General features: G+C 55.2%; 9 protein-coding genes and 1 riboswitch. Of the genes, 2 read left to right on the plus strand and 7 right to left on the minus strand.

All coding sequences use genetic code 11. The features are described from left to right. Nucleotides 1–137: 137 nt before the first annotated feature. The 4 genes from polB to araB all read right to left on the minus strand — a co-directional run bounded on the left by polB (nt 138) and on the right by araB (nt 6926). Complete coding sequence (polB, locus tag FEK50_RS04480; RefSeq protein ID WP_131161259.1) at nt 138–2489, minus strand: DNA polymerase II; 2352 nt, start codon at nt 2487–2489, stop codon at nt 138–140. A 74-nt stretch (nt 2490–2563) separates the two neighbouring features. Continuing rightward, nucleotides 2564–3259: an L-ribulose-5-phosphate 4-epimerase gene (araD, locus tag FEK50_RS04485; RefSeq protein ID WP_130204885.1), complete on the minus strand. Its 696-nt coding sequence runs from the start codon at nt 3257–3259 to the stop codon at nt 2564–2566. A gap of 453 nt (nt 3260–3712) precedes the next feature. Next, entirely contained in the window at nt 3713–5215 is a 1503-nt protein-coding gene (gene araA / locus FEK50_RS04490; protein ID WP_000151750.1) for an L-arabinose isomerase, read from the minus strand. A gap of 10 nt (nt 5216–5225) precedes the next feature. Then, on the minus strand, nt 5226–6926 hold the full coding sequence (gene araB, locus FEK50_RS04495) for a ribulokinase (RefSeq protein ID WP_131161258.1): 1701 nt from the start codon (nt 6924–6926) through the stop codon (nt 5226–5228). A 338-nt stretch (nt 6927–7264) separates the two neighbouring features. Between araB and araC the strand changes: the two genes are divergently transcribed. Beyond that, nucleotides 7265–8143 carry an arabinose operon transcriptional regulator AraC gene (araC, locus tag FEK50_RS04500; RefSeq protein WP_130205064.1) on the plus strand — a complete coding sequence of 293 codons (879 nt, stop codon included), beginning with the start codon at nt 7265–7267 and terminating at the stop codon, nt 8141–8143. Nucleotides 8144–8228: 85 nt separating this feature from the next. Continuing rightward, complete coding sequence (locus tag FEK50_RS04505) at nt 8229–8993, plus strand: DedA family protein (protein ID WP_130217442.1); 765 nt, start codon at nt 8229–8231, stop codon at nt 8991–8993. A gap of 76 nt (nt 8994–9069) precedes the next feature. Here the strand turns inward: FEK50_RS04505 and thiQ are convergent, their stop codons facing one another. The 3 genes from thiQ to thiB are packed head-to-tail and all read right to left on the minus strand — an operon-like array spanning nt 9070 to nt 12321. Further along, on the minus strand, nt 9070–9768 hold the full coding sequence (thiQ, locus tag FEK50_RS04510; protein WP_131161257.1) for a thiamine ABC transporter ATP-binding protein ThiQ: 699 nt from the start codon (nt 9766–9768) through the stop codon (nt 9070–9072). Then, nucleotides 9752–11362, minus strand: coding sequence for a thiamine/thiamine pyrophosphate ABC transporter permease ThiP (gene thiP / locus FEK50_RS04515; RefSeq protein WP_131161256.1), 1611 nt, complete (start codon nt 11360–11362; stop codon nt 9752–9754). Before thiP ends, thiQ begins: the two co-directional genes overlap by 17 nt. Continuing rightward, entirely contained in the window at nt 11338–12321 is a 984-nt protein-coding gene (gene thiB, locus FEK50_RS04520; RefSeq protein WP_131161255.1) for a thiamine ABC transporter substrate binding subunit, read from the minus strand. Before thiB ends, thiP begins: the two co-directional genes overlap by 25 nt. A gap of 30 nt (nt 12322–12351) precedes the next feature. Next, nucleotides 12352–12451, minus strand: a riboswitch (TPP riboswitch). Nucleotides 12452–12484: the final 33 nt, after the last annotated feature.

The raw sequence follows: 12484 nt of genomic DNA on the forward strand, positions 1-12484 counted from the left end.
GCAGGCAATAACTACCCGCTACCAGGCTAATGTGGTAGTGGTGTTATTCAGGTCCAGGAATGGAAAGGGCGCTATGGTACTGGATGGCAAGGCATTCGTCACGCATCAAAATGGTATCTGACGAACTCTTTTTTTGCTCAAAATAGCCCAAGTTGCCCGGTCATAAGTGTAGCAAAATTATCCTCAATAAAGGGGAGTATTCCTTCCGCCACAGGTTGAAGCTGGCGGGTCAGATAGTGTTCGTAATCCAGCGGCGAACGTCGATAGTCCAGCGGCTCCGGGCCGTTGGTGGTCCATACGTACTTAATGGTGCCACGGTTCTGGTATTGCAAGGGGCGACCGCGTTTTTGGTTTTCTTCATCGGCAAGGCGTGCAGCGCGTACATGTGGCGGTACATTACGCTGATATTCGCTCAGCGGACGGCGAAGCCGTTTACGGTAAACCAGTTGCGCATCCAGTTCGCCCGCCATCAGTTTGTCGATAGTTTCACGCACGTACTCCTGATATGGCTCGTTGCGAAAGATGCGCAAGTACAGCTCCTGCTGAAACTGCTGGGCCAGCGGCGTCCAGTCGGTACGCACGGTTTCCAGCCCTTTAAACACCATCCGCTGTTTGTCGCCCTCCTGAATCAGCCCGGCATAACGCTTTTTACTGCCGGTATCGGCTCCACGAATGGTCGGCATCAGAAAACGGCAGTAATGGGTTTCATACTCCAGTTCCAGCGCACTGGTCAGCCGTTGTTTTTGCAGCGTTTCCGCCCACCAGGCGTTAACGTGCTGCACCAGTGCACGACCGATTTTCGCCGCCTCTTCTTCCGAATGTGCGCCTTTCAGCCAAACAAACGTTGAGTCGGTATCGCCGTAGATCACGTCGTAGCCCTGCGCTTCAATCAATGCTTTGGTTTGCCGCATGATCTGATGACCACGCATGGTGATCGACGACGCCAGGCGCGGATCGAAGAAGCGGCAGGCAGTGGTGCCAAGCACGCCATAAAAGGCATTCATAATGATCTTCAGCGCCTGCGACAGCGGCTTGTTGCCCTGACGTTTGGCTTCATCGCGCCCGTGCCAGATGTTAGTCACAATCTCCGGCAGGCAATGTTTTTCCCGCGAGAACCAGGCATCGAGAAAACCTTCGGTGCTGTGCTCTGGATCAGGCTGCGCCATGCCTTCTACCAGCCCGACGGGATCAATCAGAAAGGTGCGGATGATTGACGGGTACAGGCTTTTGTAGTCCAGTACCAGCACCGAATCATAAAGCCCTGGCCGCGAATCCATCACGTAGCCGCCAGGGCTGGCGTGCGGCGGCACTTCGCCGAGATTAGGCGCGACATAACCTGCGCGGTGCATACGGGGAAAATAGAGATGACCAAACGCCGCCACCGATCCCCCGTGCCGATCTACTGGCAGGCCGTTCACCGTTGCTCGTTCGAGCAAAAACGGCATGATTTCTGTTTTATGGAAAATCTGCGTCACCAGTTCGCAATCTTTCAGGTTATAAGTCGCCAGCGCGGGCTTATCTTCGGCGAAACGACGGTCAATTTCGTCCATTCGATCCCACGGGTTATCGATAGATTTTCCTTCGCCTAATAGCTCCTGAGCGACAGTTTCCAGCGAGAATGAAGAGAAATTCCAGAACGCGGATTTCAGCGCCTCGATACCGTCGATAATTAGCCGACCTTTGGCCTGGGCGAAAAAGACGCCGTCTTTAAAGCCGTGCTCGCGCCACTCCAGCTCGCTGTTATCGCGCCCCAGACGCAGTGGAATACGGTAACGCTCGGCATGTTTTTGCAGCATTCGCAGATCGAACTGCACCACGTTCCAGCCGATGATCACATCGGGATCGTGATTTGCAAACCAGGCGTTAAGTTTTTCCAGCAGCTGCGGGCGGCTGGCGACGTATTCCAGTTCGAAATCGAGCGCGGAGGCATCGCCATTCTCTGGCCCCAGCATATAAACGATGCGCTGCCCGCAACCTTCCAGGCCGATGCAGTACAGCTCACCGTGGCGGGTAGTTTCAATATCAATAGAAACCCACTTGAGTGGAGGACGATAGTCGGGATTCGGTTTCAGACGGGCATTAACGATAGCGCCATTGCGCGTATCTCCCTCGACCCACACCGGAGCGGTGATGAAGCGCTCCATCAGATAGCGTTCTGGCGGGCGCACATCGGCCTCGTAGACGATAACGCCACCTTCACGCAGGCGCTTTTCGTAACTCATCAACTGGCGATGGGCGCGACAGTAAAGGCCATACACCGGCTGACGGTGAAAATCCTTTAACGCCAGCGGTGTCAGGCGAAAGCCTTGTTCACCCTGCAAAATATGCTGAGCGCGGGGAACCTGATCGGCGGGAATAAACGCCACGGACTCTTGCGGCGCAAGCGTAACGTGCAACGGCCCGTTGTCCGTTGCCAGCCAGAAAGAAACTTCGGTCCCTTGAGGGGTATCCCGCCAGTGTCGGGTTAAGATAAAACCTGCCTGCGCCACGCTGAAAATCCAATAAAAAACCAGGCTTGAGTATAGCCTGGTTTCGTTTGACCGGCTGTGGTTTTATACAGTCGTTACTGCCCGTAATACGCCTTTGCACCATGCTTACGCAGATAGTGTTTATCCAGCAAGGTTTGCTGCATATCAGGGAGCTGCGGGGCCAGCTGGCGGCAGAAAATCCCCATATAAGCGACCTCTTCCAGCACGATAGCGTTATGCACCGCATCTTCGGCGTTTTTACCCCACGCAAACGGACCGTGAGAATGGACCAGAACGCCGGGCATTTGCGCTGCATCGATACCCTGTTTTTCGAAGGTTTCTACGATGACGTTACCGGTTTCCCACTCATATTCGCCGTTGATTTCTGCGTCGGTCATTTTGCGGGTGCAGGGAATGGGACCGTAGAAATAGTCGGCGTGGGTGGTACCGGTTGCCGGAATTGACTGGCCCGCCTGCGCCCAGATGGTGGCGTGGCGCGAGTGCGTGTGCACAATGCCGCCAATGGACGGGAATGCCTGATAGAGCAGTCGGTGAGTTGGCGTGTCGGAGGAGGGCTTTTTCGTACCTTCAACCACTTCACCGGTTTCGATGCTGACCACGACCATATCGTCGGCGGTCATGATGTTGTAATCGACGCCGGAAGGTTTGATCACAAAGACGCCGCGCTCGCGATCAACGGCGCTGACGTTGCCCCAGGTCAGAGTGACCAGGTTGTGTTTTGGGAGCGCCAGGTTGGCTTCTAAAACCTGACGTTTGAGATCTTCTAACATGTTGACTCCTTCGTGCCGGATGCGCTTTGCTTATCCGGCCTACAAAATCGCAGCGTGTAGGCCTGATAAGACGCGTCAGCGTCGCATCAGGCGTTGAATGCCGGATGCGCTTTGCTTATCCGGCCTACAAAAACGCAGCGTGTAGGCCTATAAGACGCGTCAGCGTCGCATCAGGCGTTGAATGCCGGATGCGCTTTGCTTATCCGGCCTACAAAATCGCAGCGTGTAGGCCAGATAAGACGCGGCAGCGTCGCATCAGGCGCTGAATGCCGGATGCACTTTGCTTATCCGACCTACAAAATCTCAGCGCGTAGGCCTGATAAGACGCGGCAGCGTCGCATCAGGCGCTGAATGCCGGATGCGCTTTGCTTATCCGACCTACAAAATCGCAGCGCGTAGGCCTGATAAGACGCGCCAGCGTCGCATCAGGCGTTACATACCTGATGCGGCTACTTAGCGACGAAATCCGTAATACACTTCGTTCCAGCGCAGCGCGTCTTTAAACGCTGGCAGGCGGGTGTCGTTATCAATCACCGTGATTTCAATGTCGTGCATCTCGGCGAACTGACGCATATCGTTAAGGTTCAGCGCATGGCTGAAGACGGTGTGGTGCGCACCACCAGCAAGGATCCACGCTTCGGAAGCGGTTGGCAGATCCGGTTGCGCTTTCCACAGTGCATTCGCCACCGGCAGTTTCGGCAGGGAGTGCGGTGTTTTCACCGTGTCGATGCAGTTAACCAGCAGACGATAACGATCGCCGAGATCAATCAGGCTGGCGACAATCGCCGGACCGGTTTGGGTATTGAAGATCAGGCGGGCAGGATCATCTTTACCACCAATACCGAGGTGCTGAACGTCGAGGATCGGTTTCTCTTCTACGGCGATCGACGGGCAGACTTCCAGCATGTGGGAGCCGAGCACCAGGTCATTACCTTTCTCGAAGTGATAGGTGTAGTCCTCCATAAAGGAGGTGCCGCCCTGCAGACCGGTTGACATCACCTTCATGATGCGAAGCAGGGCGGCAGTTTTCCAGTCGCCTTCGCCCGCAAAGCCGTAGCCTTGCTGCATCAGACGCTGTACGGCCAGGCCAGGAAGCTGTTTCAGACCGTGTAAATCTTCAAAAGTGGTGGTGAACGCGTGGAAGCCACCTTGTTCCAGGAAACGCTTCATCCCCAGCTCAATACGCGCCGCTTCCAGCACGTTCTGTCGTTTTTCGCCGTGGATTTGTGTGGCAGGTGTCATGGTGTAGCTGCTTTCGTACTCATCGACCAGCGCGTTAACATCGCCGTCGCTGATGGAGTTCACTACCTGCACCAGATCGCCAACTGCCCAGGTATTGACGGAGAAACCGAACTTGATCTGTGCGGCAACTTTATCGCCGTCAGTGACCGCCACTTCACGCATGTTATCGCCAAAACGGCAGACTTTCAGATGACGGGTATCCTGTTTAGATACCGCCTGACGCATCCAGGAGCCGATACGCTCATGTGCTTGTTTATCCTGCCAGTGACCGGTAACGACGGCATGTTGCTGACGCATACGCGCGCCGATGAAACCGAACTCGCGACCGCCATGTGCAGTCTGGTTCAGGTTCATAAAGTCCATGTCGATGCTGTCCCACGGTAGCGCCGCGTTAAACTGGGTGTGGAATTGCAGCAACGGTTTGTTGAGCATGGTCAGGCCGTTGATCCACATTTTGGCCGGGGAGAAGGTGTGCAGCCATACCACCAGACCCGCGCAACGATCGTCGTAATTGGCATCGCGGCAAATTGCGGTGATTTCGTCCGGCGTGGTACCCAGCGGTTTCAGCACCAGTTTGCAGGGCAGTTTCGCTTCCGTATTCAGCGCATTAACGACGTGCTCGGCATGTTGGGTGACCTGACGCAGGGTTTCCGGGCCATACAAATGCTGGCTGCCAATTACAAACCACACTTCATAATTATCAAAAATCGTCATTGTCGTGTCCTTATAGAGTCGGAACGGCCTGGGCAGCCTGTGCCGGGGCGGAAGTTGGAAGATAATGTTGTTCGGCGCTTATCGCCCACTGCTGATAGCGGCGATAAAGCTGTTCAAAGCGTTGTGCCTGTTCGGTACGTGGTTGCAGGGTTTTCTCTACCGCACTGGCCATTTTTTGCTGGGCTGATGGGATGTCGGCATGCACTTTTGCGGCGACGGCAGCAAAAATCGCCGCACCGAGCGCGCAACACTGATCAGAGGCAACAATTTGCAGCGGGCGATTCAGCACGTCGCAGCAGGCTTGCATAATCACCTGGTTTTTCCGTGCAATGCCGCCCAGCGCCATCACGTTGTTTACGGCGATCCCCTGGTTAGTGAAGCACTCCTGAATTGCGCGCGCGCCAAAAGCGGTAGCCGCAATTAAACCGCCGAACAGTAGCGGAGCGTCGGTAGCGAGGTTCAGGTCGGTAATCACCCCTTTCAGGCGTTGGTTAGCGTTTGGCGTGCGACGACCATTAAACCAGTCGAGTACCACTGGCAGGTGATCCAGAGACGGGTTTTGAGCCCATGCTTCGGTCAGCGCCGGAAGCAGTTGTTTCTGGCTGGCGTTGATTTGCTCTTTCAGTTCCGGATGCTGGGCGGCAAGCTGTTCCAGCGGCCAGCCGAGTACGCGACCAAACCAGGCGTAGATATCACCAAATGCCGACTGACCAGCTTCCAGACCGATAAATCCAGGAACCACGCTGCCATCAACCTGACCGCAAATGCCTTTAACTGCCCGCTCGCCAACGCTCTGTTTGTCGGCAATCAGAATGTCGCAGGTGGAAGTACCGATAACTTTTACCAGTGCGTTAGGCTGTGCGCCTGCGCCGACTGCGCCCATATGGCAGTCAAACGCGCCGCCGGAAATCACCACGCTTTCAGGCAGGCCGAGACGCTGCGCCCATTCCGGGCATAAGGTGCCCACCGGAATATCGGCAGTCCAGGTGTCAGTGAACAGCGGGGAAGGCAAATGGCGATTGAGGATCGGGTCCAGCTCATCAAAGAAACTGGCTGGCGGTAAACCGCCCCAGCTTTCGTGCCACAGAGATTTATGCCCGGCGCTACAACGTCCGCGGCGAATATCCTGCGGGCGTGTGGTGCCGGAGAGTAGGGCGGGTACCCAGTCGCACAGTTCAATCCACGATGCGGCAGATTGCGCCACGGCGCTATCCTGGCGAGTCACATGCAGGATTTTTGCCCAGAACCATTCGCTGGAATAAATACCGCCAATATAGCGAGAGTAGTCAGTTTTGCCCGGTGTATGACACAAGCGGGTGATCTCTTCCGCTTCTTCAACCGCCGTGTGGTCTTTCCACAAAACGAACATCGCGTTCGGGTTTTCGGCAAACTCCGGGCGCAGCGCAAGCACGTTGCCGTCGGCGTCGATTGGTGCAGGCGTGGAGCCGGTGGTGTCCACGCCAATCCCGACCACCGCTGCGCGCTGTTCGGCGCTAAGTTCTGCCAGCACGGTTTTTAGCGCCGCTTCCATTGACTCAATGTAGTCACGCGGGTGATGACGGAACTGGTTATTCGGGGCGTCACAAAATTGCCCTTCCTGCCAACGGGGATACCACTCTACGCTGGTGGCGATCTCTTCACCGGTGGCGCATTCCACCGCCAAAGCTCGCACAGAATCACTGCCAAAATCGAGGCCAATTGCAATCGCCATCGTTTCACTCCATCCAAAAAAACGGGTATGGAGAAACAGTAGAGAGTTGCGAAAAAAAGCGTCAGGCAGGATCCGCTAATCTTATGGATAAAAATGCTATTGCATAGCAAAGTGTGACGCCGTGCAAATAATCAATGTGGACTTTTCTGCCGTGATTATAGACACTTTTGTTACGCGTTTTTGTTATGGCTATTGCCCCCCTTTGTTACAAAATGCTTTTCACAAGCGGGGTTGCCGGTTGGATTAGCGAGAAGAGCCAGTAAAAGACGCAGTGACGGCAATGTCTGATGCAATATGGACAATTGGTTTCTTCTCTGAATGGCGGGAGTATGAAAAGTATGGCTGAAGCGCAAAATGATCCCTTGCTGCCGGGTTACTCGTTCAACGCCCATCTGGTGGCGGGTTTAACGCCGATTGAGGCCAACGGTTATCTCGATTTTTTTATCGACCGACCGCTGGGAATGAAAGGCTATATTCTCAATCTCACCATTCGCGGACAGGGCATAGTGAAAAACCAGGGGCGAGAATTTGTCTGCCGACCAGGCGATATTTTGCTATTCCCGCCGGGAGAAATTCATCACTACGGTCGTCATCCGGAGGCCCGCGAATGGTATCACCAGTGGGTTTACTTTCGCCCCCGCGCTTACTGGCACGAATGGCTTAACTGGCCGTCGATATTTGCCAATACCGGTTTCTTTCGCCCGAACGAAGCGCATCAGCCGCATTTCAGCGATTTGTTCGGGCAAATTATCAATGCCGGACAAGTGGAAGGGCGCTATTCGGAGTTGCTGGCGATAAATCTTCTTGAGCAATTGTTACTGCGGCGCATGGAAGTCATTAATGAGTCGCTACATCCGCCAATGGATAATCGGGTACGCGAGGCTTGTCAGTACATCAGCGATCACCTTGCGGACAGCAATTTTGATATCGCCAGTGTCGCACAGCATGTCTGCTTGTCTCCGTCGCGTCTGTCGCATCTGTTCCGCCAGCAATTAGGGATTAGTGTCTTAAGCTGGCGCGAAGATCAACGCATCAGTCAGGCGAAGCTGCTATTGAGCACGACTCGTATGCCTATCGCCACTGTCGGACGCAATGTTGGCTTTGACGATCAGCTCTATTTCTCGCGGGTGTTTAAAAAATGTACAGGCGCCAGCCCGAGCGAGTTTAGGGCCGGTTGTGAAGAAAAAGTGAATGATGTAGCTCTCAGGTTGTCATAATTGGTAACGAATCAGACGATTGACGGCTTGACGGAGTAGCATTGGGTTTGCAGAATCCCTGCTTCGTCCATTTGACAGGCACATTATGCAAGCATTGCTGGAACACTTTATTACACAATCCACTGTGTATTCATTGATGGCGGTGGTGTTGGTGGCCTTTCTGGAGTCACTGGCGCTGGTCGGTTTGATTCTGCCCGGTACGGTGCTGATGGCGGGGCTTGGGGCGCTGATAGGTAGCGGCGAGTTAAGTTTCTGGCACGCCTGGCTGGCGGGGATTGTTGGCTGCCTGATGGGCGACTGGATCTCCTTCTGGCTGGGCTGGCGGTTTAAAAAGCCGCTGCATCGCTGGTCATTTCTGAAGAAAAACAAAGCGTTACTCGATAAAACCGAGCATGCGCTGCATCAACACAGCATGTTTACCATTCTGGTCGGACGCTTTGTCGGGCCGACGCGCCCGCTAGTGCCAATGGTGGCGGGGATGCTGGATCTGCCTGTGGCGAAATTTATCACGCCAAATATTATCGGCTGCCTGTTATGGCCTCCGTTTTACTTCCTGCCGGGGATTCTGGCGGGCGCGGCGATCGATATTCCTGCCGGAATGCAGAGTGGCGAGTTTAAATGGTTGCTGCTGGCGACGGCGGTGTTTTTGTGGGTTGGCGGTTGGTTGTGCTGGCGATTATGGCGCAGCGGCAAGGTAACCGATCGTTTAAGTCATTATTTGTCGCGTGGTCATCTGCTGTGGCTGGCGCCGCTAATTTCTGGTGTTGGCGTGGTGGCGCTGGTGGTGTTAATTCGCCATCCGTTGATGCCGGTGTATATCGATATATTGCGTAAAGTGGTTGGGGTTTAGAGGATAGTCTTGTGCGGGGCGCCTGATGCGGACAAAACGTCGGATAAGGCGTTCACGCCGCATCCGACAGTGCATATTAACCTGTAATTCCCAACAGCGCCGAAGCACTCGCCTTACCACTCAACAACTCATCGGTCATACCCAGCCAGGCGATGCGCCCGTCGGCGACCACCACCGAGCGCGTGGCTATCCGCGCCGCATCTTCCACACTGTGCGACACCATCAATAACGTCATTTTTTGCTGCTGGCAGCTTGTACTGACCAGCGTCAACATCTCCTGACGTAACGCCGGATCGAGCGCCGAGAACGGTTCATCGAGCAATAAAATCGGCTGTTCGCGCACCAGACAACGCGCTAACGCCACGCGCTGCCGCTGACCGCCGGAAAGCTCGCCCGGTAACCGCGTTATTAAATTATCAATCCCCATCTGGCGTGCGATAGCATGCATTTTCTCCTGCTGTGCCGCGTTCAGCTTCAGTCCTGGATTAAGCCCCAGCCCGATGTTCTGCGCGACCGTCAGGTGACTGAACAGGTTGTTCTCCTGAAACAGCATCGATACCGGACGGCGTGACGGCGGCGTCGTGGTGTGATCAACGCCGTCGATAGTCAGCGAACCGCTGGCTGGCGTCAGAAAACCGGCGATCAAATTCAGCAGGGTACTTTTACCCGCGCCGCTTGGCCCGAGGATCGCCACCTGCTCGCCGCGCTCCACCGTTAAGCTAAAACGCATCGGCAAATGGTGGTAAAGCCAGGTGATATCAGTCAGTTTTAACATTTCGCCCCGGTAGTTTTTCAATCACGGTAAACAGCAGAAAACAGAGCAGCAGCAGAATTAACGCGGTGACCGCGCCGTCCTGGCTGCGATAAGAGCCAATTTGCTGGTAGAGATAAAACGGCAGGGTACGGAAATCATCGTTACCGAACAACGCCACCACGCCAAAATCACCAATCGATAACACGCAGGCAAAGGCCAGCGCCTGCGCCAGCGGACGTTTCAGGGCGCGCAGCTCCACCACTTTTAAGCGCGACCAGCCTTCAATACCCAGCGACTGACACAACATGCTGTAACGCGTGGTGATATCGCGCATCGGGTTTTCCAGCACCTTCAGCGCATAAGGGATCGCCATTAACGCATTGGTGAAAATCACAATGCCGTCAGCAGATTGCGGCAGGCCGATAGTGTTGTTGAGCAGTAAAAAGAAGCCCGTTGCCAGCACAATCCCCGGCATGGCGAGGATCAGCATGCCGCTCATCTCCAGCGCCTGACCAGCCAGCATTTTTTGCCGCGCTCGAAGTTCGCGACTGCTCCATAGCAGCATCATGGTCAGCACTACGCACAATACGCCTGCCGCCAGCGCAATACGCAACGAGGTCCACAGAGCCTGCCACAGCACCGGTTGTGCCAGCACTTCCGGCAACTGGCGATTTACCCCATCGACAATCACCGCCAGTAACGGTGGCAGCAACAGCAGCAGCGCCAGCACAATTAACACCGTGTCACAAATACGACTGTGCAGACGATCGTCCGGGTCGCGCCAACCTTGCAGCAGCGTGGTGCCAGGCGCAATGGCCTTACTCAATCGCTGACTCAGCAGCACCAGACCGAGACAGCACACCATCTGGATCAGCGCCAGCATCGCCGCGCGGGCGGGATCGTAGTCGTAACTCAGCGCCTGATAGATTGCCAGCTCGATAGTGGTCGCCTGCGGACCGCCCCCCAGCGATAGCACGGTGGCGAAGCTGGCGAAACAGAGCATAAAGATAAGCGCGGCAACCGGCGGAATTTGTCGCCGTAACCACGGCCATTCGACGAAACGAAAGAAGTGCCAGCCGCGCATCCCAAGCTGGGCAGCAAGCTGGCGCTGCTCGCCGGGAATGTTTTCCAGCGCCTGGAGTAATAAGCGGCTCGCCATCGGCAGATTAAAAAATACGTGCGCCAGCAAAATACCTTGCAGGCCGTAGGGCGAAAAGGTCCACTCCAGACCAAGCGATTGCCAGAGCGATGCCAGCCAGCCCTGGCGACCATAGACGCTAAGAATGCCGAAAACGGCGACCAGCACCGGGAGGATCAAGGTCATTGCGCACAGACGCAACAGCGCCTGCCGCCCCGGAAAGCGCCTGCGGTAGAGGGCGCGGGCGAGGAAAATCGCAGGAACGACAGAGAGCAGCGCCGAAAGAAACGCCTGCCAGAAGGAGAAACGCACCACATGCCACAGGTAGCTGTCCTGCCAGATTGTTGCCCAGTCACCCTGCGGCGCGTTCCACCACAGGGCGAGAAACGCCGCCAGTGCAACCGCCACCACAAGCGTAGCAGCGCTTACACCTGGAATTAACCAGCCGGGAATTAACGGCTGACGGCGCGTTGCCATTCGCTAATCCATGCCTGACGTTGTGCCGCCACTTCGGCTGGCGTGAACTCCAGCGTGGTTGCTGGTTTGGTCAATTGTTCAAACCCGGCAGGCAGCGTGACGTTTGCTACCGGATACATCCAGTTGCCAGTTGGAATCGCATTCTGGAAAGCCGGAGAAACCATAAACTGGAGGAATTTTTGCGCCAGCTCCGGCTGCTTGCTGGCAGCAGTGCGGGCGGCAACTTCCACCTGCAGATAGTGACCTTCGCTGAAGTTCGCAGCGGCGTAGTTATCTTTCTTCTCTTCGAGAATGTGATAAGCCGGAGAGGTGGTGTAACTCAGTACCAGATCGCTTTCGCCTTTTAAAAACAGGCCGTAGGCTTCGCTCCAGCCTTTGGTGACCGTGACAGTTTTCTTCGCCAGCTTCTGCCAGGCTTGCGGGGCGTCATCGCCATAGACTTTTTGCATCCACAACAACAGACCCAGCCCCGGCGTACTGGTGCGCGGATCCTGATAAATCACTCGCCAGTTTTGATCGCTCTCAACCAGCTCCTTCAGGCTTTGCGGCGGATTTTTCAGTTTGTTTTTGTCATAGACGAAGGCGAAGTAGCCGTAATCAAACGGTACGAAAGTGTCATTATTCCAGCCGCCGGGAATGTTTACTGCATCCGCTGCCACACCGCTTTTGGCAAACAGTCCGGTTTTACTGGCGGCGTCTAACAGATTGTTATCCAGCCCCAGCACCACATCGGCTTTGCTGTTTTTGCCTTCCATCCGTAGACGGTTGAGAAGCGAAACGCCATCTTCCAGCGCCACCAGTTTCAGTTCACAATTACAGTCGGCTTCAAAGGCTTTTTTGACCACCGGACCAGGCCCCCAGTCGGCGGCGAAGGAATCGTAGGTATAAACAGTCAGAACGGGTTTAGCGAAAACAGGCGCTGTGCACAGCAACAGCAGGGGAAGACATTTTTTTAACACTTTGCACCTCAAAAAAGAGTGGCAAAGGACTTGAGAAGGAGCCTCAAATCCCTTCGCCGGCGTTATCCGGATCAGGTTCGACGGGTATTTTCTCAGCGCACGCGTCTGCGTGGCACCCCGTTGAGAACGGCGTTAGTGTAGTGATTTTGTTATCAACCAGCAA

The sequence above is a fragment of the Escherichia sp. E2586 genome (assembly GCF_005781105.1).
Lineage (GTDB): Bacteria > Pseudomonadota > Gammaproteobacteria > Enterobacterales > Enterobacteriaceae > Escherichia.

Coding starts and splice junctions, on each gene's coding strand:
- thiQ (WP_131161257.1), bottom strand. CDS start 9,768: ATGTTAAAACTGACTGATATCACCTGGCTTTACCACCATTTGCCGATG.
- araD (WP_130204885.1), bottom strand. CDS start 3,259: ATGTTAGAAGATCTCAAACGTCAGGTTTTAGAAGCCAACCTGGCGCTC.
- araA (WP_000151750.1), bottom strand. CDS start 5,215: ATGACGATTTTTGATAATTATGAAGTGTGGTTTGTAATTGGCAGCCAG.
- araC (WP_130205064.1), top strand. CDS start 7,265: ATGGCTGAAGCGCAAAATGATCCCTTGCTGCCGGGTTACTCGTTCAAC.
- thiP (WP_131161256.1), bottom strand. CDS start 11,362: ATGGCAACGCGCCGTCAGCCGTTAATTCCCGGCTGGTTAATTCCAGGT.
- araB (WP_131161258.1), bottom strand. CDS start 6,926: ATGGCGATTGCAATTGGCCTCGATTTTGGCAGTGATTCTGTGCGAGCT.
- FEK50_RS04505 (WP_130217442.1), top strand. CDS start 8,229: ATGCAAGCATTGCTGGAACACTTTATTACACAATCCACTGTGTATTCA.